Annotated in this window: 18 protein-coding genes; 11 read left to right on the top strand and 7 right to left on the bottom strand. The window is 55.7% G+C overall.

The features are described from left to right. Positions 1 to 31 precede the first annotated feature (31 nt). Positions 32 to 1,174 (top strand): acyl-CoA desaturase, encoded by a 1,143-nt coding sequence (locus tag TURPA_RS15755; protein ID WP_014804300.1) that lies wholly within the window; start codon positions 32 to 34, stop codon positions 1,172 to 1,174. Positions 1,175 to 1,218: 44 nt separating this feature from the next. Here TURPA_RS15755 and TURPA_RS15760 read toward each other — a convergent pair whose 3' ends face one another. Then, positions 1,219 to 2,391 carry an aminotransferase class I/II-fold pyridoxal phosphate-dependent enzyme gene (locus tag TURPA_RS15760; protein WP_014804301.1) on the bottom strand — a complete coding sequence of 391 codons (1,173 nt, stop codon included), beginning with the start codon at positions 2,389 to 2,391 and terminating at the stop codon, positions 1,219 to 1,221. 67 nt (positions 2,392 to 2,458) lie between these two features. Next, a complete protein-coding gene (locus TURPA_RS15765; RefSeq protein WP_014804302.1) occupies positions 2,459 to 3,655 on the bottom strand; it encodes a phosphoglycerate kinase in 1,197 nt (398 codons plus the stop codon). 220 nt (positions 3,656 to 3,875) lie between these two features. Between TURPA_RS15765 and TURPA_RS15770 the strand changes: the two genes are divergently transcribed. From TURPA_RS15770 to TURPA_RS15790, 5 genes are read left to right on the top strand one after another with little or no spacing between them, the layout of a single operon-like run. Beyond that, complete coding sequence (locus tag TURPA_RS15770; RefSeq protein ID WP_041948567.1) at positions 3,876 to 4,469, top strand: DUF4178 domain-containing protein; 594 nt, start codon at positions 3,876 to 3,878, stop codon at positions 4,467 to 4,469. Beyond that, a complete protein-coding gene (locus TURPA_RS15775) occupies positions 4,466 to 6,283 on the top strand; it encodes a DUF4178 domain-containing protein (protein WP_014804304.1) in 1,818 nt (605 codons plus the stop codon). The genes TURPA_RS15770 and TURPA_RS15775 overlap by 4 nt, the downstream gene beginning before the upstream one ends. Then, positions 6,283 to 6,486, top strand: a complete 204-nt coding sequence (locus TURPA_RS15780; RefSeq protein WP_014804305.1) for a hypothetical protein — start codon at positions 6,283 to 6,285, stop codon at positions 6,484 to 6,486. The genes TURPA_RS15775 and TURPA_RS15780 overlap by 1 nt, the downstream gene beginning before the upstream one ends. A gap of 58 nt (positions 6,487 to 6,544) precedes the next feature. Next, positions 6,545 to 6,835 carry a DUF350 domain-containing protein gene (locus tag TURPA_RS15785; RefSeq protein WP_014804306.1) on the top strand — a complete coding sequence of 97 codons (291 nt, stop codon included), beginning with the start codon at positions 6,545 to 6,547 and terminating at the stop codon, positions 6,833 to 6,835. A gap of 25 nt (positions 6,836 to 6,860) precedes the next feature. After that, positions 6,861 to 8,909 carry an AsmA family protein gene (locus tag TURPA_RS15790; protein ID WP_014804307.1) on the top strand — a complete coding sequence of 683 codons (2,049 nt, stop codon included), beginning with the start codon at positions 6,861 to 6,863 and terminating at the stop codon, positions 8,907 to 8,909. A gap of 6 nt (positions 8,910 to 8,915) precedes the next feature. On the opposite strand, the gene TURPA_RS15795 is transcribed toward TURPA_RS15790, so the two are convergent. From TURPA_RS15795 to TURPA_RS15815, 5 genes are read right to left on the bottom strand one after another with little or no spacing between them, the layout of a single operon-like run. Then, positions 8,916 to 10,139 carry an MFS transporter gene (locus TURPA_RS15795; protein WP_014804308.1) on the bottom strand — a complete coding sequence of 408 codons (1,224 nt, stop codon included), beginning with the start codon at positions 10,137 to 10,139 and terminating at the stop codon, positions 8,916 to 8,918. 12 nt (positions 10,140 to 10,151) lie between these two features. After that, positions 10,152 to 11,732, bottom strand: a complete 1,581-nt coding sequence (locus TURPA_RS15800) for a hypothetical protein (RefSeq protein ID WP_014804309.1) — start codon at positions 11,730 to 11,732, stop codon at positions 10,152 to 10,154. Positions 11,733 to 11,762: 30 nt separating this feature from the next. Next, entirely contained in the window at positions 11,763 to 12,866 is a 1,104-nt protein-coding gene (locus TURPA_RS15805) for a UDP-N-acetylglucosamine--N-acetylmuramyl-(pentapeptide) pyrophosphoryl-undecaprenol N-acetylglucosamine transferase (RefSeq protein ID WP_014804310.1), read from the bottom strand. Continuing rightward, positions 12,863 to 14,104, bottom strand: coding sequence for an HD domain-containing protein (locus tag TURPA_RS22155; RefSeq protein ID WP_014804311.1), 1,242 nt, complete (start codon positions 14,102 to 14,104; stop codon positions 12,863 to 12,865). The genes TURPA_RS15805 and TURPA_RS22155 overlap by 4 nt, the downstream gene beginning before the upstream one ends. Then, complete coding sequence (locus TURPA_RS15815) at positions 14,104 to 14,889, bottom strand: class I SAM-dependent methyltransferase (RefSeq protein ID WP_053332215.1); 786 nt, start codon at positions 14,887 to 14,889, stop codon at positions 14,104 to 14,106. The genes TURPA_RS22155 and TURPA_RS15815 overlap by 1 nt, the downstream gene beginning before the upstream one ends. Before the next feature lie 123 nt (positions 14,890 to 15,012). Between TURPA_RS15815 and TURPA_RS15820 the strand changes: the two genes are divergently transcribed. The 5 genes from TURPA_RS15820 (at position 15,013) to TURPA_RS15840 (ending at position 26,846) form a co-directional block, all read left to right on the top strand. Continuing rightward, complete coding sequence (locus TURPA_RS15820) at positions 15,013 to 19,632, top strand: alpha-2-macroglobulin family protein (protein ID WP_014804313.1); 4,620 nt, start codon at positions 15,013 to 15,015, stop codon at positions 19,630 to 19,632. Beyond that, a complete protein-coding gene (locus TURPA_RS15825; RefSeq protein WP_014804314.1) occupies positions 19,629 to 20,147 on the top strand; it encodes a hypothetical protein in 519 nt (172 codons plus the stop codon). The genes TURPA_RS15820 and TURPA_RS15825 overlap by 4 nt, the downstream gene beginning before the upstream one ends. Positions 20,148 to 20,226: 79 nt before the next feature. Continuing rightward, positions 20,227 to 23,427: a transglutaminase family protein gene (locus TURPA_RS15830; protein WP_014804315.1), complete on the top strand. Its 3,201-nt coding sequence runs from the start codon at positions 20,227 to 20,229 to the stop codon at positions 23,425 to 23,427. A 7-nt stretch (positions 23,428 to 23,434) separates the two neighbouring features. Further along, a complete protein-coding gene (locus tag TURPA_RS15835; RefSeq protein WP_014804316.1) occupies positions 23,435 to 25,975 on the top strand; it encodes a circularly permuted type 2 ATP-grasp protein in 2,541 nt (846 codons plus the stop codon). After that, a complete protein-coding gene (locus TURPA_RS15840) occupies positions 25,968 to 26,846 on the top strand; it encodes a transglutaminase family protein (protein WP_014804317.1) in 879 nt (292 codons plus the stop codon). Before TURPA_RS15835 ends, TURPA_RS15840 begins: the two co-directional genes overlap by 8 nt. Positions 26,847 to 26,909 lie beyond the last annotated feature (63 nt).

Raw genomic sequence — 26,909 nt, forward strand, 5'->3', positions numbered from 1 at the left:
CCGGGGAAGATACTCAGGCATCTCACTACTGATGAAACTTGCTGTTAAACGGCCGCCCGTCGGCCGAACCCAATGGGTATCGATCGCGTTTCTTAGCCTATCACCGGTCATTGGCTTTGGTTCGCTTGCGTATTTCATGACTACCGGTACGCTTACTTCAGCGACGCTGGTGCTGGCGCTGGTGATTGCCACCGTCGCTGGCATGGGCACAACCGCCGGCTACCACCGGCTGTTTTCGCACCGTTCATACGAAGCAGCTTTGCCGGTGCGCATCGTTATGCTGCTCATCGGTCTCCTGGGCCTGCAGGGTTCGGCGCTCGAGTGGTCGCTCGACCACCGCACGCACCACAAGTTTGTCGACCGCGACAAAGACCCGTACAGCATCACCAAAGGCTTCTGGTTTGCGCACATGCTTTGGATCTTCAAAACCAGGGCACGCGATTGGCGGCCATCGCACAATGCCGACCTCTTTCGTGACAAATTCGTATTTTTTCAGCACCGCTACTTCATGCCGCTGGCAATTGCCGCCAACTTTGTTCTGCCTGCGGCCATCGCCGGTATCTTCTGGGGCGACATATGGGGGGGATTTCTCATCGCCGGGTTTCTGCGCCTCGTCTTTACGCATCACTCCACCTTTTTTATCAATTCACTCTGCCATATTGCCGGCTCGCAGCCATACAGCGATAAGCACACCGCACGCGACAACGCGATCACCGCATTCTTCACGTGGGGCGAAGGCTACCACAACTTTCACCACGAATTCGCGAACGACTACCGCAACGGCGTGCGCTGGTACCAGTACGATCCGGGAAAATGGGCAATTAAGCTCTTGTCATATCTGCGCCTTGCTTCGAATCTCAAGCGCGTGCCCGACACAACCATCAAACAGCGGCGCATGCAGATGCAAAAGGGCGAGCTGCTCTCAAAACTGGAGAAATGGGGCTGGACCGAAGAGCGCCAGCAGCTCTTTCGTGCGCAGCTCGATGAGACCTTTGCTGCATTCAGGCGGCGTGCTACGGTGATGAATGAAATCCGCAACCGCATGAAGACCGATGCCGTGCAGGCCACCCAGCGCCGTTTCGAGCTGATGCAAGAGCGTTATGCACGCCTGCAAGATGCCGTTGAAGAAACGGCGATACAATGGAAATTGCTGCGCCGTCGTGCGCGTTCGTGAGGTGGATTGCTAAAGATTACCGCGCGGCCTGAGGCCGCGAGGGATTAGCCTTTGACGAAAGCCGCAATCTTCGTGAGAGCGGCTTCGATTTCCCTGCGGGCTGTTGCATAAGAGCAGCGGATAAACCCTTCGCCCGACGCGCCGAAAGCGGTGCCCGGAACAACGGCAACGTTCTGCGCCTCAAGCAGTTCTTTGGCAAAATCCATCGAGGTTCTGCCAGCCCCGCGAATATCGGGGAAAACGTAGAACGCGCCCTGCGGCATGAAACATTTGAGGCCCATGTCGTTGAAGCCTTTCACGATCAGGTCGCGCCGCAAGCGGTATTCGTCGCGCATTTTGTCGCGTTCGCCGAGCGCATATTTCAGCGCCGCTTCGGCTGCGATTTGCGCAAGCGTCGGCGCGCACAGCATCGAATATTGGTGAATTTTCGTCATTGCCTTGATGAGATTCTCATCGCCGCAGGCATAACCGATGCGCCAGCCCGTCATCGCAAAGGCTTTCGAGAAACCGCCCAAAAGCAGCGTGCGCTCTTTCATGCCGGGCAAAGTAGGGAAAGGAATATGTTTCTCTTCGTAGCTGAGCTCGCCGTAGATTTCGTCTGAAATAACGATCAGGTTCTTTTCTTCGGCGAGTTTGGCGATGTTCAGGAGTTCGTCTTTGCCGATCGACGCACCGGTCGGGTTTGAAGGATAGTTGAGAAAGAGCGCCTTGCTGCGTGCGCCATGCGCATCGACCTTTTCAGCGATGTTGCGCGCTTTGAGCGAGAAATCATTTTCAGCAGTCGCGTGCACCAGCTGCGGCACGCCGGCCGCAAGGCGAATCATTGGGTCGTAAGATACATAACAGGGTTCAGGATACAGAACACCGTCGCCGGCATTGAGAATGGCCCTGAATGCCAGATCGACTCCCTGCGAGACACCGACGGTAATCAGAATTTCTTTCTCGGGGTTGTAGCTCAGCCCGTATTCTTTTTCGAGATACCGCGACACTTCACGGCGCAGCGACAACAGGCCCGCGTTACCCGTGTAATGGGTATATCCGTCTCTGAGCGCCTGAATCGAATGGTCGATCACGACCTGCGGTGAAACAAAATCGGGTTCGCCCACGCCGAGCGAGATACAGTCTTTGCGCGTTGCGACGATGTCGAAGAACTGGCGAATACCCGAAGGCTTCAGCTCTTGCACGACCGATGAAAGTTTGTCTTGCCAGTCGATCATGCTGATGATGGGCCTTCAGTCACGTGAGGATTACGATTCTACCAGAGTCTCTCTGCCGAAGAGAGCCCTATTTCATCAGCGCTTCAACGCCTGGCAGCTTCTTGCCCTCGAGGTATTCGAGCGTTGCACCACCGCCGGTAGACACGTGCGTGATTTTGTCTTCAAGGCCCGACTGCGACAAGGCAAAAATCGAATCGCCGCCCCCGACAATCGTGGTGCCCTTAACCTTCGCCATTGCTTTGGCAATGGAGAGCGTGCCCGAAGCAAATTTCTTCATTTCGAAGACACCCATTGGGCCGTTCCAAAGAACGGTTTTGGCACCCTTGATCACTTTGGCATAGTGGTCTGCAGTCTTGGGGCCTATGTCCATGCCCATAAACCCGTCGGGGATTGAACGCTTCACGGTTTTAATCTTGCCCTTTTCGCCAAATTCAGATGACACAATATGGTCTTCGGGCAGCAGCAGCTCGCGCTTGTTGTAGGCAGCCTTGTCGATAATCTGAAAAGCCTGGCTTAGGTAATCTTTTTCGATCATCGATGTACCGACTTCGATCAGGCGTGATTTCAGAAAAGTATACGCCATCGCCCCGCCGATGAGAATCGAGTCGGCTTTGGTGATCAGGTTTTCGAGCACAGCAAGTTTACTCGAGACCTTTGAGCCGCCAATAATTGCGACAAACGGGCGGGGTGGGTTCGTCACGAGTTTCTCGAGAATGTCGATTTCTTTCTTGAGCAGCAGCCCTGCGTAGCCCGGCAGCAGTTTTGCACACTCGTAGATTGAGGCATGCGCGCGGTGCGCCGCGCCGAAGGCGTCGTTTACATAGATATCTGCAAGTTTGCAGAGCTTTTTGGCAAAATCGTTACGAACCTTTTCGTCTTTTGCAGTTTCTTCGTCATAGTAGCGGATGTTCTCGAGTACGAGTATTTCACCGCGCTGCAGTTTCGCGGCCTTTTCTTCGGCAACCGGACCGACCGCCTCAGGTGAAAAATGCACGCTGGTTGCCGGCAGTAGTTTGCCGAGGCGCTCGGCGATGGGCTTCAGCGAAAGCGCTGGGTCGCCCTTTTTTTCGGGTCGGCCGAGGTGTGAAATAATGACCAAAGCTGCACCGCGTGAGAGCATCAGCTCGATCGACGGCAGACTCTTGACAATGCGGGTGTCATCGCTGATCGCCCCGGTGGTTTTATCGAGCGGTACGTTAAAGTCGACGCGCAGCAGAATTTTTTTACCGGTAACGTCAACCTGTTCAATCGAGGGCAATGGCATTTGCAGAACATACCAAAAATCAAGTGGAGCAGTAAATCATTTAAGGCAGTTCTGAAAAAATCAGAATCACGAGCCTGTTGCAAGGCTTTTTCGCATGACAATCTAAACGCCATTTGCCAGATTGTCCGCCGTGAAGCAATCGAGTTGCCCTTCATGCGGTGCCCCGCTCACTTTCGAAAATGCGCACAGTCTTTATGCCGTTTGCAAGTACTGCCGTACCATGTCCGTACAGACAGAAGATGCGCTCAAAGAAGTCGGCAAAACCGCCGCACTCGTCGAAGATGGCTCACCCCTGCAGCTCGGCACAACAGGCACAATCGATGGCAAAACTTTCAAGATCGTGGGCCGCATTCAGTACCAGTTTGGGCTCGGCTTCTGGAACGAATGGTATATCTCGATTGACAGTGACGATGCCTGGCTCGGTGAAGCGAGCGGACTTTATTTTTATACGCGGCTAAAAAAAGACGCAAAAATACCCGAGAATCTTGAATTTGCCAATCTTTATGCGGGTGCGCCCGTAACGATCGACGGCAAAGAATTTTTTGTCAAAGACATGCAGACAAGTAAGGTGGTTTCGGGCGAAGGTGAACTTCCCTTTCCGTTCGAGACAGCGTATGAAGCGCCCGTCGTCGATCTGGTACGCCACGACGGCACGTTTGCAACGATCGATTTCAGCGAAGACGGTTCGACCGGGCTCACCGCAGGTGCCCCGCTGGTGTTTATCGGCCGGCCGCTGCTTTTCAGCGATCTGAATTTAACGCGAATTCGTTCGGTTTATGGTTTCAAGGCTTCGGCCGCCGAGGTCGCGTCATGAGCGAACGCGTGAACGATAGCCTCGCGCCGCAAGAATCGGCGCCCGTAGAGGCTAAAGGATTTAAATGCCCCAACTGCGGCGGCCCGGTAAATCTTGAACTGCCGGGCAAATCGCAGACAGTCCGCTGCCCTTATTGCAGTTCAATACTTGAGCCTGAGCACGACGTGCTCGTGCTGCGCGATAAGTACAACGAAAAGCTCAAATACCGTATGTGGATTCCCCTCGGGGCCACAGGCAGGTTGGGTGGCGTCGAGTTTAAGTGTGTCGGCATGGTCGTACGTGGCGACGACGACGGTGGCGAGTGGAGCGAATACTTGCTGTTTAATCCGTACCATGGGTATCGCTACCTCGTAGAAAGTTCTGGCCATTGGACTTTGGTGCGTTCAGAACCCGGCCTCGGGTTCGACTCCTCTGGCAGACCGGGCATGACCGGCCCCACCGGCAAGATTCAGCTCGCCGGCAAAAAACTCAAATATTTCACACATTACGATGCGACCGTTAAGAGTATCGTCGGCGAGTTTCCGTGGCAGGCATCTCTGGGCGAAGAAAATGAAGTCACTGAATATATAAATCCCCCTTACCAGGCTTCGTGCGAAGTAGTGTATGCCTATGTCGACAAGAATGGTAAACAATACAGCAAGAAAGAACTCGAAGATCTGGCGAACGAGGCGAAGCGCAGCAACGCCGATCGCGGCGAAGAGCTGAACGAAATAACGCAGAACCGGCGTCTGACCGAAAGTAACTGGTCTATCGGCGAATATAAATATCCCGAAGAGATTCAGGCTGCATTCGACCTCAAAGAAATGCCCGCGAAAGTTGGGTTTGGCATGTGCGAGCCCAACCCGGCGAAACGGCGGTTTTTGTTTGCCCTCGCATGGTCGGCGATGCTGTTTCTGGCGACAACAGTCACGTGTTCTATTGTATCGGGGCGTGCAGAAAGCAAGCCTGTGTTGAACCGCACGCTGTCTCTGAACTCCGCAGAGTTTGAATACAAAACCGAAGGTGCGACCGATTATCTCGAATTCAATTTTGAACCCGGCGAGATTGAGCTGCCGAAAGAAACGAACGTCGAATTCAGATTTTCATCTTCGCTGAGCCAGCAATGGATCAGTTTCAATGTCTTCATGATCAATGAGGCGACCGGCGCGGGTTATATTTACGATGGGGAGCTTTCGCGTTACTACGGCGGCAGCGGAGAAGACGCCTGGTCAGAAGGCAGCAACGATACCGAATTCGAAACGGAAAAGATGCCCGCAGGCACGTATTACCTCTTTGTCGCCGGAGCAACCAATGTCGGCGTGGCTGAATTCAAGACTTCGCTCTTGCGTTACGGACAGCGCATCGATGCGCCGCCCGTGCCGGCTACGGGCATGCTCGGCAAGGCGCAACCTGGCAAGACTGCTGGGGCAAGCGCTGCTCCGCTGAAGCTGTCGCCTGCCGAGGCGCGCATGCGCATAATTGCCCTCTTCAAAAAGTACGACCCGGCGAAAGCTGCGCAGACTGATGCGCTGCTAAGAACCTACAAGGGTCGCGAAGCGCAGCTCGTTGCTGAACTGCAGGCCAAATATGAACCCGCAGCGGCAGCGGCCGGCACAGCGCCGCCGCAGGCTGCTGCCCCGGCAGCAGCGGGCAAGACGGGTAAACTTCTGCCGATGGATTTTCCCGGCAGGGCATTTGCGCCCAAGCTGACAATTACCATGAATGCCAAGCGTGACGTCGCTTCGGTCGGTTCGGCCGTACTTTTTGTCTTTACGCTTATTGGCTTTCTGATCTATTATTACATTCGTTACCGCATGAAAGAAGGGGAAAGATAATGTTGAAAGACATTCTGAAAATGTACGTCTTTCTGCCGCTTTCGCTCATGATGTTTGTCTGGTCGGCGCACCGCATGCTGACGCAGGCTGGCGGCAAAGAGCCCATGACCGCGCAAAACCTGAATGTTAAAAATATACGGGCTAACCCGACGTCGTTCAGGTCTGTCTACATGCCGCGCATACTCTCTGGTGGCGGCAAATAACCATGAAAAAACTGAATTATAAAATTTTGTCAGAGAATCTGAAAGTGAAGAGGTCACCATGAAAAAATTGATGTTCTATCTGCTGCTCGCCGGCGCGGCGTTTGCACAGGCGGCTGAGCCCGTGCGCACCAAATTGCCCTTGCTCGACCTTGAGCATGTACTGGCTGTTCTGGTCTATTCGGTAATTGGCATTGTGGTGATGGTGCTGTCTTTTGCGATCATCGATTGGGTGCACCCGCGGGATATCTGGGGCGAAATTGCCGATAAACAGAACCGGGCAATGGCGATTGTTTTCGGCTGCATGATGCTCGGCATTGCCATCATCATTGCTGCCGCAATCGTTGGCTGAAGACGCTCCCGCTTCGAGTACGCCCGTGCGGCGGCGTACGCTTCTCAGATGGTTCTTGGTCGCACTCGCTCTGCTGCTGATGGCAGCGGTAGCGGGTGTCTGGTATCTGAGAAAGAACTTCTCATCGGAAAAAATAAAGGCAGAGATTTCTGCTCTCGCCCAGAAATACAGTGGTTTTTCACTCACAGTCGATGAAGTTGACCTGACCTGGTCAGGCGATGTGCGCCTAAGGCGCATCTGTCTCAAGAACCCGCGCATGGTTTCAGACAGGTGTTTCGTCTCGGCGAACATAGTTTCGCTCGATCTTGCGCTTGCGCCACTCTTAAAGAAACAGGTAGAGGTACGCGGTGCGCACTTCGATCGCCTTGAGGTGAACTTCTTCACCGAACGGCCTGCAGGTACGAAGACCGATGTTGGCAGCTGGCAGGGCAAAAATGTCGCGCCAGAAGCGAATATCGGTGAATCGCAGCGCTCTGGCAGCGACGCACGTTTCAGGCTCAAATCGCTGCGCGTGACCAATGGGGCGATATTGCATGAAGTGAGGGTCTTGCCGATACCCTTAGGCAAGACGAGCTTTGAAGCAAAGCTCGACTATGCTGCTGAGCGGCAGCGACTGACCGGAGCGATGCAGTTTGCCGATGCGTCGCGTATTGACGCTGACCTTGATATTGAGAGCGCTAACCTCATTGGCTTTGTCAGGCAAATTGCTGCGGGCCAGACGGTGGGTGAGGCCCACAAAACCAGCGGCACGCTGAAATGTACCGGCCTCAATCTGGGTGTTTTCGATTCGCGCCTGCAAACGCTGAATGGCAGCCTCGCCGTAAAATCGTCGGGGCAGGTGATCACGCTGAAATCTGAAACGGCTACTATTGGCGTGCTGCAGCCATTGCGCTTAGATCTCGTGTGGGCCGGCGAAGTGGGGATTGATATCGTCAAGCTAGCCTTAACCTCGGGGCAGGGCAAACTCACCGGCCCCGGTCTTAGCCTCGAATACTCTGAATTAGGTGTTGACCAAAAACAAAATTTGAAAGTTCTTTTCGCCCTCGCCGCCGAACTTTCAGCCCTGGCCGGAAAAATCTCCGGTGCGGCAAATATCAAGGGCAGCCTGCATCTTTCCGGTAAGTACGAGAACTCAGTACCGAGCGCGTACCTCAAGGCAACAAATCTTTCGGTACAGCGCGGCGGCCTGCCTGCCGTCAGCGCCGAGGTATTGAATGCCAGCCTGCAGGGAAAAAACATAGCCTTCAGCAAGCAAAAGCTTCAGCTCGGCGGGCAGCCGTTCGAGGCGAGTGCGAATATCCAGTTTGCGGGCGGTACGCCGGTCGCGAGCGGCAACGTCGACTTTAAGGTGCTGAAGCCGAACCAGTTATTTTCGGGCGACAAGGGCACGGGTGCGGCAATAGAATTCGCACCTTTCTCGGCGCAGTTTATGCGCACGCCGGCAGGTATTCGTCTCGAAAAAATCTCCACGGGTTTTTCGCGCGGCACGATTACCGGGTCATATGCCTATGATACGACCGCCGAACGCCATGCTGCGCGCCTAACCCTCAGCAAAATCAAAACGCAGGACCTAAGCGAAGCGCTGAAGCTCAAGGCAACTGTTTTCGCCGTGCTCGACGGGCGCTGCGATCTGGTATTTGCCGGTGAGAATCTCGACGCGATCAAGAAGAATGTGACCGGCTCGTTAATCGCAGCGATTGGCCGTGGAAAGATCAAAGACAGCTTCTTGCAAAAGGGAATATTGAATGGCCCGTTGCATAAACTCGAAGAAAAATTCTCAGATACCGAATTTGAATCTGCTGCGATTGAGGCGAGTTTCAACGCCGGTGCGGTTAGCCTGAAAAAGCTCAGTTTCGATGCGGGCGAATTTGACGTCAGCATGCGGGCCGAAGCCGCCTCAGGTGGGCAGGGCAAGGCGACGCTCAACTTTCGCTTTCGTTCGAGCTTTGTTGAGAATGTGGCGAATCCGCTTCACATGGGCATCGAAAACCTGCGCGAGGGCGATTATTATAACCTGCCCTTTGCCTGTCGCGGCGATGTCTTCAGCTCGGCGTGTTATGTGAAGAATTGGTGATCGTCGCTACTTCTGCGAGTCGGTAAATTGCAGGCGCCGCAGTTCTGGCAATGCTATAGCGATGATCACCACAACAACAATCGTCATGCTGCCGCCAAAAACCACGGCCGGTACAAGCCCCATATACTTGGCCGTGAAACCGCTCTCGAATGCGCCGATTTCATTCGATGACGCAATAAAGATAGAATTTACGGCGGCAACCCTGCCGCGCATCGCATCGGGCGTGTGTGTCTGCAGAATTGTCGAGCGCAGAACGACGCTGATGTTGTCGACCAGGCCGCTGAACGCCAGAATAGCAATCGCCAGATAATAATGCGTATTGAGGCCAAAGGCGATAATCGCGAATCCGAATGCGCCGACTGCGCAGAGCAGAATTCTGCCGGCGTGCCTGCGTATCGGAAAAACCACGAGCAAGAGGCCCATGATCGCCGCACCGAGCGCCGGGGCTGCGCGCAGGTACCCGAGACCTGAAGCGCCGCGCATGTAAATCTGGTCGCTGAATGCCGGCAGTAATGCAATAGCTCCCCCAAACAGCACGGCAAACATGTCGAGGCTCATAGCACCCAGCACAATCTTGTTCTTCAGCAGAAATTGAAATCCTTTGGCAATTGCCACGGTAATCTTCTCGCGCGGCTTCTTTTCGCGTTTCGGCGCCTTCAGCAGAAACAAAAAAGTGCCCGAGGCGAGTGTCAGCGCCATCGCATAGCGGTAGCAGAGAGCCGCAGAGTATTTTTCATACATGATACCGGCAAAAGCAGGCCCGGTAATGAGTGCAATATGCCAGCCGATCGAATTGAAGACCGCAGCCCGGCCAAAGTAATGGTGGGGTACAATTTCGCCGAGCAGTGCCGAGCTCGCCGGCGCGATGATGCCGCGCCCGATGCCAATGATTACCACGGCGACGAAGAGCGGCCAGATATTCGTCAGGTTATCTGCTGAGGCCGCCAGTAACAGAAGTAATGTACTGAGAATCGTGAACGCCGTGCCGATGAGCGCGATGATGCGCCGGTTAAACGTATCTGCCCAGTAACCTCCCAAAAGGCTCATCGCGATCGCCGGTAAAACTTCTGAAAGTGCCAGATACCCGATGTAGATCGAATCGCGGGTAATTGCGTAAACCTGCCAGTGCGCGATCGTGCCGACGATCTGAAATCCCAGCACCATCGAGGTACGAAAGCCGATAAAATACAGAAAGCTTCTGTTCGAAAGCAGATGAAGGTTGGCGCTCATTTGCAGGCGTCGCTAAAAGCCGTCTTCGATTGCATCGCTCTCAGGCGGCAGTATCTGCAAGACCTTTCCTGTAAAAATATAGAACGAACGGCCCGCAAGGGATTGCCGCAGATATCGCTGCGGATTTCGAATGTATTCGCTCACATTGAGCTCGAATGCCGCTGCGCTCTCATCTGCGCGCTTCATGACAATGAGCGGCGTCGCGCTGTTTTGCAGCACATCGCGGGTATGTGAACTCTTGAGTTCTGCAAAGATACGCGCCGGTTCACCTACTGCCAGTTTCTGTGCGTCGTTTGCCGTGAGACTCAGATAGTAACGCTGGCCTGCCTGTTCGAGCAACACGCGCCACAGCACAGCGCCACTCGCTGCGCCGGGTTTGTAGGTGCTGCGCAGCGTTTGCAATAACGGCTCGGCATAAATTTCGGGAGGCGTCGAAGAGACGACCTTATTGCCCGAGAGCAGTCCATAGAGCTTCACGAGATCTGCGGGTGATGCCATGTCGGAATATTTTTCAGGAATCGCGATGCCGCCTTGCAGCCTGTCGGGGTTGGCGTTACGCAGCTCATAGATGCGGCCGGTCGCGCGAAAAATATGCCACTCCTGTCCCGATGAGAGGCCGACGCGAACGTGCTGCGCCATGGGCCGTAAAGTGGCCGCATCGCCAAGTTCGCGCACAATCTGCACCCAAAACTTCTGTGCGGCTATGTCCAGCGAACTTGCCGGTGCAACAACGAGCCGCGTGTTTCTGGCGAGTTTACGCAGCGATGCCCTGGCTGAAATCTGCGCGCCGTTCGATTGGGGGTGAGCCGAAACCACGAGCAGAACCGTCGCGCGCCGGCCCGAAGACCGTGCCGCGTCGAGGCCTTTCGCCAGACACTCTGACATCTGCGAATTAATCGCAAAATCACCCTGGCCTTCATGCCGCAGCTTCTTAAGGTATTCGCGCTGTTTGGCTGCTTCACCTGCGAAAAATGCCTGCTGCACCGAGCCATTCTTATCGACGAGGCAATAACTTGTGCGCACAGCGTCGAATTGCGGCAGGTCATTCTGCAAGCGCTGCCATTCGAAATAGCCTGCGCCGAAAAGGTCGCCTGCAACCATCAGGTCGGCCCCTTCACCTTTGTCGGCGTGCGGCGTGCGCCCGAAACGCTCGTGCAGGTTTTTGCCGACTGCATCGAGCAGAGCAGGGCCTTCGGTTGTCAGCGTGTCGGTAACCTGGCCCGCTTCGCTGTAATAGACTTTGCTGGTAACTTCGGCTCTGTCTGATCGCAGGCGCACGCGGGTCAGGAGCAGCCGTTCGGCATTGCAGCTTCTGGCAACCTGTTTCAGCGATTCAGGCTGCACCCGCTGCGCCGTGTTCACTCCCGCTTCTTTGAGGCATGCCTCTGCCTCGGTAACGCCTGCTATTTCATTGACGCGGCTCGCACGCAGGTAAAGCGCCATGCCCCTCGCGAGGTCGGCCGCAGGCATCGCCGCAGAGCCACCCTCGATGCGGGGCGGCAGAATCAGCCAGCGTTCGGCGCTGAGATTGCCGGCGAAGATGAGCAGCGCCAGTGGCAACATGCGGATTGCCCCCGTTAATGTTGTGGTCATAGTGCGGTGTGGGTGCATGCCTGTGTGGGTTTAGAGATCCTTTAATATATATCGGGTAATTTTCTGCTCAGCAGCAGTATGTTGTCGATCGGTTTGGGCCTTTGGCGGGTTCTGCAGAAAACTCTTGAGCGCCGCCAGCGCCTCGTTCACCGCGAACGGGCGCACGTCAAATATCGTGGCCGCAAGATGAGCCCGAATTGCGACGGCGTTCGCTTTCTGGTGGTCGTCTGCCGCGTATGGGTAGGGTATCAGAAACGCAGGCTTCGCCGCCCAGACGAGTTCAAACAGCGTGCCACTGCCGCAGCGCGCCACGACAAAATCAGCGGCTGCCAGTGCAGCCGGCATGTCGTGAACAAAGGGTAAAATTGCGTCGGCTTTGCGCGCGCTGGCTTTGAGAGCATCGGCCCCTTTTGCGCCTGCCGCAACGGTACAGACGTAGTTCTTGGCCGCCGCATCGGAACTGAAGGCCGAGTAGAGAGAATTGATATCTGTCGCGCCCTGACTGCCGCCGATGAAGAAGATATGCGCCTTTTTGCCTCTTGCGCGCCCCGTGATTTTCGGAGGCTTGCCGAACATTGCCCGCAATGGATTACCCGTCACCACGTACTTCGCTGAAAGTTTCTCGTCAGTGCCAAAAGCGAGAAAAATTCTGCTCGCAAAGCGGCGCATATAGCGCGTGACAAGGCCCCAGGCAGCATTTTGTTCGCAAAGATAGAGTTTCTTGCGGTTAATGGCAGCATAAAGCACCGGCGGAAACGAACTGTAGCCTCCCATGCCGACGACTGCCACTGCATTGAGTTCATTGCCGACACGGCGAATCAGCTGGTATGCCGATTTGAACTGCTTTGCGAACGCCAAAATCTTCAAAGGATTCTTGGGCAGGCGTGGCGCATCGTATGCGACGATCGAGACCGATTCGTTGCGGGCGAGCGCAATTATGTCGGGGTATTCAAGATTCTTCGATAGCGTTGCCAAAATGACACTACCGCCCTGGCGCAGCCAGTCTTGCGCGATGCTGATGCCGGGCGTGATATGGCCGCCGGTACCGCCGGCCGCGATAATTATCGTCTTACCGGCCGCCGGGCCTTTCAGGGGCTCTGCCAGCCGGGCTTTTTTTCGCTTTGGCGCTTTCATGTCGATGCCTCTGCTGCCCGGCGGCTTTCGACGAGAGCGAGCAGGGTTTCGCGGTTGTTTTCGGCGCGGCCGGCCTTCACTTCTTCAAACAGGTACTTCAGCATGTCACCCATCGCACGGGTCTGCGGCATGCCGAGTTCAATCAGCGTGTGCCCGTCGATCGCCAGGTCTTTAATTTTGAACTCCTGCTCTTTGGCGATCAGTTCGTCGATATGGCCCATCAGCTTTTGCAGCGCTTTGGGAAAAGCAGTCTTTTTGCCAGAACCTTTGCGGTCGGCGAGGCGCAGCGAAATCAGGTCTTGCAGTTCACCGAGCGGTACTTTTTTGACAAACCGACGCACCGCCTTGTCAGACCATTCGTCGGTATAATGAAACATATGGTTGCGCACAAGAAACTTCACCTTCTGCCCAACCGATATCGGCACGGCGAGGCGCTTCATGATCGGCACGACCATTCGCGCCGAATACATCTCATGATTGTGAAAAGTCGATTCACCATCGGCTTGTTCGACGCGGGTAGGCACTTTACCGATGTCGTGCAGCAGCGCAGACCAGCGCACCGGCTCATTGAGGTCAAGCGCACCATCGGCGGCGCGCAGCAGGTGCTCGAAGATGTCGTGGGCGTGAAAGCGGTTCTGCGAAAGCCCGCGCCCCGCAGTCACCTCGGGCAAAAAAATATCGAGCAGCCCGAGGCTGTCGAGCAGTCGAAAACCTGCAGTGGGCCTGCGCCCGAGAATAATGCCTCGAAATGCGTGGCGGCGCTGCGAAGCCGGCAGATCGTCGGCACTCTTGAGCGTTACGGGGTCTGCACCTTCGGTGTATAGAATCAGCTGGGGGTAGCGCGCCGCTATGCGTGCTATGCTGAGCACATCACTCGCCGACAAGGTGCCCGAAAGATCAATTTCAGAACCGGCAACGCGCACACCTGCTGTCGGCAACTGCTGCAGCGGCTTCGTCGTGAAACGAATCTGTGCGGGCTGCCTGCCATGGGGTGGCAGCGATAGCTGCAGATCGCCTTCGGTCATGACTGCTTCGGGAAAACTTAACTGCAGCCGGGACAAATCTTCGGGCGATACCTGTAGCTTCAGGTTGAGAGTCTCGCGTTTCAGGTCGTCGGCCAGGTCTGGTTTTTGCTGAGTTGCGGGTGCATACCAGTAGAGCTCCCACCCTAAGAGCGTGCGGGCCTCGCCTTCGCCGAGAAGCCCGTGCACTTTATGGAGAATGTCATATGCCTGCATCAGCCCTCGCGCCTCAGAACTGCATAGATGGTATCGGCGAGCGGCGCGGCTTCAAGAACTTTTCGGTAAAGACGCGCCATAGGGGCAAAACGGCCGAGCGGAAAACGATGCGGATGTATACCTTCAGAAAACGTGGCGACGCTCACAAAGCCGAAACGTTTCGCTGTAGTGCTGAGCGAATCGGGCGAATAGTCGATCTTGTGGTCCGTCGGGTGAGAGGCGTACCACTCGCTGCGGTGAAACCTGAACATCGGGCCGGCTGCCGAAGGCAGCGCGAGCAACAGATAACCGCCGGCTTTGACCAGCGCCGAGAGGTGCTGCCAGACTTCGGCCTGTTCGGGCAGGTGTTCGAGTACATAGAACATCGCGACGATGTCGAAAGGCTTACGCTTGCGTGCCTGGTGCTGGCGGGCACCCTTGAGAAAATCCTGTTGGGTGGTTTTGAGCCCTCGTGCATTGGCGTATTTTGCCATCGCGGCTGAGATTTCCCAACCGTGTACCGAAAAGCCATGGTCTTGCATGATTTTCAGAAAATAACCGGCGGCAGAGCCAATTTCGAGCACCTGCGGGTGCGAGCGGTGAGAGACGAGGTGCGCGATGTGCTGAAATCTCTTGTGGTTGCGTTCGAGAATCGACTGGCGATCGGCAGTGTAACTCTTCCCGTACTGGTTCTTGTATTCTTTTTCAAAGTAGTCGTGTTCGTAGCGGCGAAATTCGTACGCGAGGTTAATCACGACCCCTTCGGCAGGGCAAACGGCGAACCGGCGGTCGCTGAGTGGCGCCACCGGGCCTTGGCAGATCGGACAAGACACCCTTACTCTAAACGGTAGCGATGACAGGTTGAAAATCAAATTCGCACTCTACAAGCTTTATCATTGACGGCGCGCGGGCGTCAAAAACCCACCATCATGCGTTTATTGCGTGCGGCAATTCTGCTGCTGGTTGTGTTTGGTCATCGCCTATCTGCCCTCGAAATCTACCTGAACCGAGCATTCACGACGGGTGAAAAGCCCGTTGCGACTTTGTACGCTTCGGGCGAAGGTACACTCTATCTGCGTCTCTACCGCATCGACGACGTGCACGCCTACCTCAGCGGCCAGGCGAATGCGCATACGGTCACCGAGAAAAACGAACGCCTGATGCAACCGGGCTATTTTCTTTGGTCGAGTGTTATCGAAAATATGGAGTATGCGATGCACCAGTTCGCGCGCCGCTATATGCGCGGTGACTATCGCGAGAGGCTGCGCACCGACCTGGGACTGAAACCCTATGCGTTTCCGTTTCGTGACAGGTTTCCCGAAATCAATCTGTTTGCCCCTTTGAAATTACCGATCGTCGATGAAACCGCGATTCCCGTGCGCGCGAGACACTGGCGGGCGGTTCACCACACGTTTTCTGAAATGAAGCCCGGTTACTATTTGCTCGAAGCATCGCAGGGGCGCCACATTGCGCATGCCCCCCTTGTGGTATCAGACGTGGCGATGGTCACCAAAACATCACCGCACAACGTGTTGATCTATGCGGTGAATCTTAAAACGGGCGAGGTGTTGAGCGACGCAACTGTCACCGCCTATACGCGTGTCAAAAACGAGTACCAGCGCAAGGCGACCTTCAATCTGAAGAATGGCCTCGCATTCTCTGATAAAACGGATTACCTCGCCGGCGCTGAGTCAACCCTCTACGTGCTGCAGCAGGGTGGCCACTATGCGTTTTCAGACCTCTATGCGATAGAAGCGGGTAAGTCGCTTTTTGAATCGGCCATTTATACTGATCGGCCGGTTTACCGCATAGGCGATACCGTTCAGGTGCGTGCGGTCTTTGTGCGCAACCAGGCAGCTGCGGCGCATGGTAAGGTCAAATACCAGATCAAGAGTTCAGACAATGAGATTCTGCACAGCGGCGAGGCAGAATTGTCGCCGGCGGGCAGCCTTTCGTTTGCCTATAAATCCTCATCATTAAAACCCGGACGTTATTCGCTGCAGATGACCCTCGAAAATGAGACGCACTACGGGAGCTTTTATATCGAGCAGTACAAGAAGCCCGAAACGCGCGCCACGTTTACGGTCGAAAGACCCGTTGTGCTGAGCGGCGAGAATGGACAGGTTGTGCTCTCGGCGTCTTACTATTCAGGCGAACCGCTGTCGAAATCGAAAACAGAAATCGTGATTGAAAGATCGCGCATCAGCTATCCGTGGTGGTATGGCCTTGGTTACGAAGAGTATTATGGCGACGGCTATGACTATGCGTCGTGGGAATTCGTCAAAGACTTCACAGCCGATCTCGACGTTGCGGGCAAACTCAGGGTTGAAGTCGCCACTGACGGTAAGGCCGATGGCGATTATACATACCGTGTGCGCGCAGCTGTAAAAGCGCAGAACCGCGAAGAAACGGCTGCAGTCGTGCGGTTCAAGGTCTATCGTGCGCCCGTCTCGCTGCGGCTCTCGCAAGACCGCTGGTATTATGCCGCGTCGAGCGCCATCGGTTTCCGGGTGAATGCAGCGCGTGTCACCGATAATAAACCCGTCGCAGCCCAGGTCAAGGCAGAGCTGATTTATCGTCAGTACAACAGCAAGACCCAAAAATACGATGACTCAGTTGTGCAGACGAAAACCATCGACATCTCCGCAGCAGGCGAAGCCAATGCCGAATTCGCGGCGGCAAAAGTGGGCGGCACTTACCTGATTCGCGTGTCTGCGGTCGCCGAAGGGCGCTCGACCTTTGAACTTACCGAAACCTATGTGTATGCAGGCTCTGACTATGCCGGCTTCGGTGAAGACAGCCAGCGACCCGTGACCGTCAGCCCCGGCAAAAAGAAATATGAACTTTATGAGACGGCAGAATTTGCCGTGAGATTACCAACGCAGAAACGGCTGCCCGTTCTCGTGACCGTTGAAAACGACCGGGTGCGTAAGTACAGCCTGGTGCGTCCCGACAGTGCGGAGTTCATACACAAACAAGAGCTGCTTTCTGAACTGAGCCCCAACTTCGACTTACATGTCACAGCGATCGGCTTCGACCGCTCGCCGCAATTTTATGCAGGTTCGGCGCAGATTGTACTGCCGCCGAAGCACCGTATTCTGCAGGTTGAAGCCGTCGCCGACCGCGATCGTTACCGTCCCGGTGAAGAGGCGAACATTATCGTGCGGGCGTTCGACAGCAAGAAAAACCCGGTGGCGGCCGAGTTTTCGCTTGCTGTTGTCGACGAAGCCATATACAGCCTGCGCGAAGATTCGCTAACTTCGTTGCCGCTCGTTTTGAACCCACGCATCTCGTCTTCGGTTGTCACGAACAACTCGATTGCGTTCAGTTTTTATGGCTACGGCGCTGAAAAGAGCCTCTACGCGCTCTACCGTGAACAAATGGCCGAAGCGGCTGCGCTCCGCAAAGGCGAATCGCCGCAGGTGAAGATCCGCAAGAATTTTAAAGATACGGCGTTCTTCACAGCCACCGGCAAAACCGGCGCCGACGGCATTGCGCGCGTGCGCGTGCCTTTACCCGACAACCTGACCGAATGGCGTATCACGACGCATGCGCACACGACCGCAGGCCTTTCGGGTAGCGAACGTGGTAAACTCGTGGTCGCGAAAGATTTCGCGCTGCGCCTTGCACAGCCACGCTTTTTGCGCGAGCGTGACGAGGCGAAGCTGCGCCTTTTGGTCTCTAACCAGCTCAAAGAACCGCAGGTTGCCCGCTTTGAGGCGAACCTGACATCGCTGAAACTCACCCAGCCATTCGCGAAAGAACTTTCGATACCCGCCGGCGAAGAGCGTTATGTCGACTTCACGGTAACAGCCCCGTTTTATCCGGCTGACGGCAAGGCGAAGCTGCAGTTTATCGCCCGCGCCGAAAAAGACAACGACGGTCTCGAATTGGCGCTGCCGGTTCTGCCTTACGGCGTCGAAAACTTTGTGGCAGAGCAGAAGGTATTTGCCGACAGCCAAGGCGAGTGGACGACAAAACTTAAGCTAGACGCCGATGCGCGCAGCGAACTGGCTGAAATGCAGATCAGTTTCACCGCAGGCGTGATACCGTCGATTGTCGAAACATTGCCGTACCTGATTCAGTATCCCTATGGCTGCGTCGAGCAGACGCTATCGACCTTTTTGCCTGCGATCTGGGCGGGGCAGGCGGCGCAGAAGCTCGGTCTCGCACTGCCCGTCAAGACCGCGCAGATCAAAGACATCACCGAAGCCGGGCTCAAGAAGCTTTACGGCTACCAACACAATGATGGCGGCTGGGGCTGGTGGGCTGACGACCCGACCGATGCGTACATGACGGCTTACACTCTTTGGGGTCTCAGCGAAGCGGAGAAATCGAACGTTGCTGTCGACAAGGCAGTCATTAAGAAAGGGCTGAAGTATCTCGGCGAGCAACTGGCCACGGTTACGCTGGGCGATCTTAAAGACAGCTACGCCAGACACCGCGTGGTATTTACGCAGGCAGTTCTCTTAAAGCTGCAGGGTGCTTCGCCGGCCGACGCAAAGATAAGGGCCGAATGGAATGAACTCTTGAACAGCAACTCTGCTGAGCCCACGCAGTTGGCGCTGATCGCCGAAACGGCGGCATTACGCAAGTTCAAAGACGTGCAGCAGAACGCATTGAAGCAACTCACCGCGCAGGCAAAAACCTCGGCGCAGGGTACGTGGTTTGAAAACACGAAGCAAAAGGCTTATTATTGGTACAGCGACCGCGATGAAATTACGGCGCAGGTATTGAATGCAGTCGTGTCAGAAACATCGGGTGAATGGCCGCAAATGACGCGCGGCATGATTACGCATCTCATGACGCAGAAAAAGCAGCGGCGCTGGCGCAGCACCAAAGTCAGCGCGCTCGTTACGCGGGCGTTTGCGGCCTATGCAATCAAGACCGGTGAGAAACCCAATGCTGTCGAAGTGACCGCCTCAGTTGACGGTGAAAGGCGCGACGTCGTCTATAATGCCAAAAAGCAGGCAGGCCTTGAACCCATGGTCTTTAAAACACGCAGCCGCGAGGCAAAGGTGGATATTTCGCGCAGCGGCAAGGGCTTTTTTATCGCGCGCGCCGAATGGAAGCATTACCTGAACAAGCCGCTGATCGTGCCGCGCGAAGGCAGCTTCAGGCTGTCGCGGCGCTATTTTCCGGTCGCTCGCAGCGGTAACAATTACACCCGAGGTGAGGCGCGTTATGCATTCAAAGCCGGCGATCTGGTCATGACTGAAGTGGCGTTGACAGCCGCCAAGGGCAGCGAATACCTGCTCGTCGAAGATATGATACCTGCAGGTTTTGAGCCTCTGAATAACGCTGAACTGTCGTTGCTGGGCAATTTGCGCTACGACAACTACGCCGATGCACCCGCTGCAGTCGAGCGCCTCGATGACCGGGTGGGGCTTGCCAAGACCTATCTGAGCAACGAACGTTTTGCACCAAGAGCTTTTTACCGAGCGGTTTTTCCAGGAAAATACCAGGCGATGCCTGCACAGGGTGGCCTCATGTATTACCCGGAGACATATGCCTGGTCGGGTTCTGACGTGATCACGATCAGTGAATGAGATTTAGCCCAAGAGTTTTTGGTCTCTTGATCGCGACGGTTGCGCTGTCGGCTGAAACGGGCGATGCGCAACTCGTCGTCGTGACGGCGACGGGCCGCATCGCTGCCGAAACGCGCGCCTTTCTCATGCGCAGGTTCTCGCCGATTGAGCTCAAAGCACAAAAACCAGAGCCATTCTACCGCGAGAAGCCGCAGCTGCCCACACCCGTATGCGCCGAATCGAGTTGGTACCTTTTTTCACCCACGGGCAGTCTCGCAGGCCACGGCTGCATAAGCGACAAGAGGCCAGCCGAAGCAGAGCGCGAAATCCGCCGGGCTTATGTCGGCGTTCTTGCACAGAGACGCCCGCAGCGCTCTGCCAATTCTGAGGCGATCGAGGCGGTCATTGCCGACGCTGCCGCGGGCCTATTGCCCGAAGCACGCGCAAAACTCAAAGAAATCGAAGGCCGGCAGCTCAGCGCCGAAGAACAGAAACTCGTGCGCCGACTGCGCCTCTACCTGGGCCGGGCACGTTAAGGCTTGCCCCTCGGGGGGATTTCGAAATACATGGCTGTGCTCCGCAATTCTGGCATCAACTTTGCATGAGGATTAAACCTTGATACGCGTCAGTCTCACTCATCTGACGGAATATTCTTATGACAGGGCCGTTGCACTTTCGCCGCATGTGATAAGGCTGCGACCGGCGCCGCACACGCGCACACATATTGAGTCTTATGCACTCAGCGTTTCGCCCGAAAAGCAGTTTCTTAACTGGCAACAAGACCCATTTGCCAACTGGCAGGCCAGGCTGGTCTTTCCCGAGAAGACGAAGAAGCTGAGCGTGCGCGTGAAACTCGTCGCGCATATCAAGGTCTATAACCCTTTTGACTTTTTTACCGAAGAGTACGCGAAAAATTATCCCTTTAGATATGAACCGAAGCTCGCGCACGAGCTGCAGCCTTACCTCGTTATATCAGACAATGCCCCTGAGCTCGCAGAATTTGCCAAGGGGTTTCGCGGCGACGGGCTCACGATGGTTGATTTTCTTGTGGGCATCAACAACCATGTGAAGCAGAAGGTCGGCTATGTGATTCGCATGGAACCCGGCGTGCAGTCGGTGCGCGAGACCTTGACCAAAACATCGGGCTCATGCCGCGACAGCGCATTTTTGCTCGTGCAGCTGCTCCGCCTCTTTGGCATCGCCGCCAGATTTGTATCAGGATACCTGATTCAGCTTAAAGCCGACACCGTGGCGGCGGGCGGCGAGGCAGGCCCGCAGAATGATTTTACCGATCTGCATGCATGGGCCGAAGCGTTTGTTCCCGGGGCAGGCTGGGTCGGCCTCGATGCGACTTCGGGCCTTCTCGCAGCAGAGGGCCATATTCCGCTTGCGGCGACTCCCGAACCTGAAAGCGCCGCGGCCATACACGGTTTCAGCGACCCGTGCAATTCGAAGCTGCATTTCGAGATGCATGTCGAGCGTCTCACCGAAACGGCGCGGGTCAGCAAACCTTACACCGAAGCCGTTTGGCATGAAATTCTGTCTGTCGGCGAAAAGATCGATAAGGTTCTGGCGAAATCTGACATGCGGCTTTCGATGGGGGGCGAGCCGACGTTTGTGTCGGCAACTGACCGCGAGAGCCGCCAGTGGAACTTTGACGCGCTCGGCGAAGACAAATACCGGCTCAGTGAAGCCTTGCTCGAACGCCTCTACAGCATCTATTGCCAGGGTGGCATCATCTTGCGCTCGCAGGGGAAATGGTATCCGGGTGAGCCGCTGCCCCGCTGGTCTCTCGATTGTTTCTGGCTCAAAGACGGTACAGCTCTCTGGAACAATCTTAAGCTGCTCGGCATCGGCGGCGCAGAGCCGAAATCGGCAGAGGTTTCGCAAGCGAAGCAGTTTACCGAGGCATTCGCCGAATCTCTCGGGTTGCCGACCGCCTGTGTGCAGGCTGCGTACGAAGACCCTGCGCACTATATCACGGCTGAATCGAAACTGCCGCCTGAGTTTGACACGTTAATTACCGGCAATTCATTCGACGAGATTGAACGGCGACGGTTGCTCGCGGTGCTCGACCGGGGGTTGGGAAAAGCTGTCGGCTTCTGCCTGCCGCTGAAGTACAATGCGACGAAAGGGCTGTGGCAGAGCGCGAAAATAGAATTTCGCCGGGGATTTTTGTCTTTGATACCGGGCGATTCGCCGATGGGGCTCAGATTGCCGCTCGCTTCGATCACTGAAACCCATGAAATCGATGCGGTTCAAGACCCGCTTGCGCGCACAAAGACGAAGGTCGCGGCGAAAGGTGAGGTTCGCGAAGAGCCGATTCGCACGATTCTCTGCGCTGAAATTCGCAGCGCTAAACTCTGGGTATTCTTGCCGCCGGTGAATACTCTCGATGAGTTTATCACTTTGGTCCAGCTCGCAGAAAGTGTTGCGGCAAAATTGTCGCTCGTTCTGCATCTTGAAGGCTATGAGCCGCCGAAAGATGGCCGTCTCGGTTTCTTTCGCATCACCCCCGACCCCGGTGTTATCGAAGTGAATCTTTTCCCGTCGAGCTCGATGAAAGAGGCCGCAGCGAAGACGCAGGTCATCTACGACGAAGCCGAAAAGCTGGGGCTCACCACAGACAGGTACATGCTCGATGGCAGGCCATCTGCTACCGGCGGCGGTAACCACATCACTGTCGGCGCGCTGAACCCCGCAGACAGCCCATTCTTGCGGCGCGCCGACCTGTTGGCGTCGCTCGTGGCGTACTGGCAGAACCATCCTTCGTTGTCTTATTTGTTCAGCGGCATGTTTATCGGGCCGACGTCGCAGGCCCCGCGTATCGATGAAGCGCGCGATTCAAACCTTTACGAAGCCGAAATCGCACTGAAAGAGCTGCGGCGGCACGAGAAACATCCCCCCTGGCAGATCGACCGCACAATGCGCAACGTGCTCGTTGACATCACGGGCAACACGCACCGTACTGAAATATCAATCGATAAGCTTTATGCTCCCGGCTCGGCAACGGGGCGCCTGGGTTTGGTGGAGCTCAGGGCGTTCGAGATGCCGCCGCACTACCGCATGAGTGTCGCGCAGCAGTTTCTCGTAGCTGCGCTACTTTTGAAATTCTGGAAAGAGCCATACCGGCACGAACTTATTCGCTGGGGTGGCAGCCTGCGGGACAAATGGCTGATGCCGCTCTACATCGAAGAAGATATGCGGCGCGTCATTAGTGAACTTGACCGCGCGGGTTTTGCGTTTCGCGATTATTTCTTTGAGCCGTTCTATGAATTCCGATTTCCTCTTTATGGGCGTTATGCCTATGAAGGCATGCAGTTTGAACTGCGCATGGCGCTTGAACCCTGGCATGTGCTCGGTGAAGAAATGGTCAATGGCGGCGTGTCGCGTTCTGTCGACAGCGCCGTTGAGCGCGTTCAGCTGAAGGCCCAAGGGTTCGATAGCACGCGGTTCGAAGTCGTCTGTAATGGTTTTCAGGTGCCATTGGTCCATGTCGCACATCTGCACTGCCATGTCGCAGGCGTCGTGTTCAAGGCCTGGGCGCCGCCGTTTACGCTGCACCCAACGATACCCGTGCATGCGCCGCTCAACTTCTCGGTCTATGACCGTGCGGCAAAGAAATACATTGCGGGTTTTGGCTACCACGTGGCGCACCCCGGCGGCAGGTCATACGATACGTATCCGGTGAATTCATACGAAGCAGAGAGCAGGCGGCTTTCGCGTTTTTCAGAGCAGGCCGATTATCCGACGCACCCGCCGCGCCGGCTGGCGCAAGACGAATATCCGCATACGCTTGACCTGCGGTGGGCCTGAGCCGGCTATGCAAACCGATACCGTGATGTCTGTCGAAAACCGACCAACCAGCCCGCTCGCAGGTTATACACCGATCGAAGGTTCGTACGACGAGCTGCTCGATGCGAAGGGTTTTCCGCGCGAAAAATACCGCTTCATTCTGAATTCATACGAAGAGATTGGCGAAGCCGAAATGGCGCTGCGCCGCAAAGAGCTGACCCGGCTGCTGCGCGAAAACGGCGTCACCTACAATGTCTACGGCAGTCCTGAAGAGACCGAACGCCTCTGGTCGCTCGACCTCATGCCGTTTCTGATGGAAAGCAGCGAGTTCAGCAGCCTCGAGCGCGGCCTCTTGCAGCGCGGTGAACTTCTGAACGCGCTCTTCAAAGATCTTTATGGGCCGCGCCGGCTGCTTTTCGACCGCATAGTGCCGCCCGAAGTTGTTTATGGTGCTCAGGGGTTTCTGCGGCAGTGCCACAACCTCTATCAGGCGCGCGACCGGGAGCTGCAATTCTTCTCGAGCGATTTGGCGCGCAGGGCAGACGGTACTTTTGTTGTTATTGGCGATCGCGCGCAGGCCCCCTCAGGTACCGGGTATTCGCTCAAAAACCGCATTGTGCTTTCGCGCGTTTTTCCGAGTTTGTATCGTGACAGCGAGGTGCACCGCGTCGCGATTTTCTTCAGATCGCTGCGCAAAACCCTCGCGACGCTGGTGCGCAACAGCCCGAACCAGGAGCCGGTGGTCGTGCTGCTGACGCCGGGCCCCGAAAACGAAACGTATTTTGAGCACGTCTATCTCGCCGGATACCTCGGCTATACGCTCGCACAGGCGACCGACCTCACCGTGCGCAATAACCGCGTTTTTATCAAAACAGTCGAAGGGCATCAGCAGGTTGACGTCATCTTTCGCCGTACCGATGATCTATTTTTAGACCCGTTGGAGCTCAAAGGCGATTCTCTATTGGGCGTGCCAGGGCTAATTGAAGCAGTGCGTTCTGGTAACGTGTCGGTGGTGAATCCGCTGGGTTCTGCCGTGCTCGAAAACCGCTCGCTGATGGCTTATTTTCCTGCGCTGTGCAAATTTTATTTCGGCGAAGAATTGATCTTGCCGAATACCGAGACGTATTATCTCGGCGACGCGCAGCACCGCGCAGAAGTTTTGCGTGAGCCGAACCGCTTTGTCGTCAAACCCAGTGCCCGCACGGGTAACACGCGCCATATTTATCCGGCGCAGCTTAGCCGCTCAGAGCTCGCAGATCTGGTAAGTCGCATCGCCTCGCACGGCGAAAACTACATCGCGCAGGAGATTGTGCCGGGCTCATCGATACCCGTGCTCGACCAGAACAACCGCATGGTCGCAGGCAAATGTGTCATACGCACATTTCAGGTCGCAACCGAGTCGGGTTACCAGGTGATGCCGGGTGGCCTGGCGCGGGTATCAACCCGCACCGACGAGCTCATCGTTACCAACCAAAGCGGCGCAGGCAGCAAAGACATATGGATTCTGGCCTCAGAGCCGCAGAAAGACGTGTCGCTGTTGAGGCAGAACATCGCCGAAACGCGTATTTCGCGCAAATCTTCGGGCGGCGTACCGAGCCGCATAGCAGACAATATTTTCTGGATGGCGCGCTACGCCGAACGGGCTGAAAACCTGTCACGCCTGCTGAAGAATGTCATCGCGCGCATCACGCAGATCGAAGACAGTGCGGGCACTGAAGATATTGCCAAACTCTTGAAAATGGTCACCCACGTTACGGCTGAATATCCGGGCTTTTTGGGCGACGATGCCGCAGACCTCTTGCGCAAGCCTGAACAAGAGCTGAACCGACTGATCTATGACAGCTCTGTACATGGTAGCGTGCGCTACAATGTTCTTGCGATGATTCGGGCTTCGCGAAACCTGCGCGAGAGCCTCTCAGATGATATGCGCCGTATTATTTCACAGCTCGAATCGCCACCTTATGCCTCGATGGTGCTGTCGGTGCAGCATGCGCACCTGTTTGATGTTGTGATCTATCTGTCATCGATCTCGGGCCTTTCACAAGAAAACATGAGCCGTGAAGTCGGCTGGCACTTTCTCGAGCTTGGTCGACGCATCGAGCGCGCTACGTTCTCGCTGCGAATACTGAAAGCCTACCTTGCGCTTGGCAATTTATACGACAAATTCATGGTCGAAAACCTCTTGAACATCAACGACATTCGTATTACCTACACGCGCCGCTATCGCCACCGCATTGAAACCGATTCGGTGCTGGATATTCTGCTCTATGACGAGACGAACCCACGTTCCCTCGGCTACCAGCTCGCCCGCATACGCGATGCGGTGCCGATGCTGCCGGCGCGCAGTGAAGGTTCAAGGCCTGCAACCGAAAAGGCGGCGCTCAAACTCTACACTGCATACCGCGTGACCGATATTCGCGAGATCTTTTCGACAGAGAACGCCAATGAAAAGCTCGCCCCATGGTTAGACACCCTGTCGTCTGGTCTCGAAGAACTGCACCGCAGCATTACCGAAACCTACTTCACATACGTTGAAGAGCAGGTACGTATCGGAGAGATGAATGGCTGAGTACGAAGTCACGCACACCACCCGCTATAATTACAGCGAGAAGGTCGGGCACTGCCAGAACATTGCGTACCTGACGCCGCAGAGCGACAACCGGCAGACCTGCAAGAACTCCTCGGTCTTTGTCAGCCCGTACCCGACGATTCTGAACCAGCACCAGGACTACTTTGGCAATAAGTATTATTATTTTTCGGTCGAAGACGCGCACAATGCGCTTGAGGTCATTGGCAAAACACATGTCGTCACGTCAGCACTCACCCCAGTTGAAGAACTCTATTCGCCGCCATGGGAGGCAGCCGTCGAGGCGCTGAAGTCACCGCAGGGCGAAGCAGATATTCGCGCTCAGGAATTTTTGTTGCCTTCGCCCTTTGTGCCACTGTCAGAAACGTTTGCCGGTTTTGCGCGCGAAACGTTCACGCCTGAAAAACCGGTGCTGACCGCCGCGCTCGATCTCACGCGCCGCATCTACGCCGAATTCAAATACCAGCAGAAATCGACGAACATTCTCACCCCGCTCACTGAAGTTTACCAGAAGCGCACCGGTGTCTGCCAGGATTTCGCCCACCTCTGCATCGCGGCGCTGAGGTCGATCGGGCTTGCGGCGCAGTATACCAGCGGCTACATCGAAACTTTCCCGCCGAAAGATAAACCCAAACTGCGCGGCAGCGATGCGAGCCATGCGTGGTTTGCGATTTACGTTCCCGGTCAGGGGTGGTTTGATTTCGACCCGACGAACGGCAAGGCGATTGGCGAAGAATTCATCGTCACCGCGCGCGGCCGCGACTTCGGCGACGTCTCGCCGCTCAAGGGCATCATCTTCGGCGGCGGCAAGCACACGCTTAAAGTCGAGGTGGATGTACATCGAATCAGTTGACTCAGCCGCCTGCGAGGCGCAGGCAGCGGAGCCAAATCTTAACTTGGCATGAATTTTGCTGAT

The sequence above is a fragment of the Turneriella parva DSM 21527 genome, assembly GCF_000266885.1.
Taxonomy (GTDB): Bacteria; Spirochaetota; Leptospiria; order Turneriellales; family Turneriellaceae; genus Turneriella; species Turneriella parva.

Bases quoted from the DNA above. Each gene is read 5' to 3' on its own strand.
- TURPA_RS15785 (WP_014804306.1), top strand. From the start codon at position 6,545: ATGAAAAAATTGATGTTCTATCTGCTGCTCGCCGGCGCGGCGTTTGCA.
- TURPA_RS15770 (WP_041948567.1), top strand. From the start codon at position 3,876: ATGTCCGTACAGACAGAAGATGCGCTCAAAGAAGTCGGCAAAACCGCC.
- TURPA_RS15765 (WP_014804302.1), bottom strand. From the start codon at position 3,655: ATGCCATTGCCCTCGATTGAACAGGTTGACGTTACCGGTAAAAAAATT.
- TURPA_RS15795 (WP_014804308.1), bottom strand. From the start codon at position 10,139: ATGAGCGCCAACCTTCATCTGCTTTCGAACAGAAGCTTTCTGTATTTT.
- TURPA_RS15760 (WP_014804301.1), bottom strand. From the start codon at position 2,391: ATGATCGACTGGCAAGACAAACTTTCATCGGTCGTGCAAGAGCTGAAG.
- TURPA_RS22155 (WP_014804311.1), bottom strand. From the start codon at position 14,104: ATGCAGGCATATGACATTCTCCATAAAGTGCACGGGCTTCTCGGCGAA.
- TURPA_RS15820 (WP_014804313.1), top strand. From the start codon at position 15,013: ATGCGTTTATTGCGTGCGGCAATTCTGCTGCTGGTTGTGTTTGGTCAT.
- TURPA_RS15840 (WP_014804317.1), top strand. From the start codon at position 25,968: ATGGCTGAGTACGAAGTCACGCACACCACCCGCTATAATTACAGCGAG.
- TURPA_RS15800 (WP_014804309.1), bottom strand. From the start codon at position 11,732: ATGACCACAACATTAACGGGGGCAATCCGCATGTTGCCACTGGCGCTG.
- TURPA_RS15755 (WP_014804300.1), top strand. From the start codon at position 32: ATGAAACTTGCTGTTAAACGGCCGCCCGTCGGCCGAACCCAATGGGTA.
- TURPA_RS15825 (WP_014804314.1), top strand. From the start codon at position 19,629: ATGAGATTTAGCCCAAGAGTTTTTGGTCTCTTGATCGCGACGGTTGCG.
- TURPA_RS15805 (WP_014804310.1), bottom strand. From the start codon at position 12,866: ATGAAAGCGCCAAAGCGAAAAAAAGCCCGGCTGGCAGAGCCCCTGAAA.
- TURPA_RS15775 (WP_014804304.1), top strand. From the start codon at position 4,466: ATGAGCGAACGCGTGAACGATAGCCTCGCGCCGCAAGAATCGGCGCCC.
- TURPA_RS15835 (WP_014804316.1), top strand. From the start codon at position 23,435: ATGCAAACCGATACCGTGATGTCTGTCGAAAACCGACCAACCAGCCCG.
- TURPA_RS15780 (WP_014804305.1), top strand. From the start codon at position 6,283: ATGTTGAAAGACATTCTGAAAATGTACGTCTTTCTGCCGCTTTCGCTC.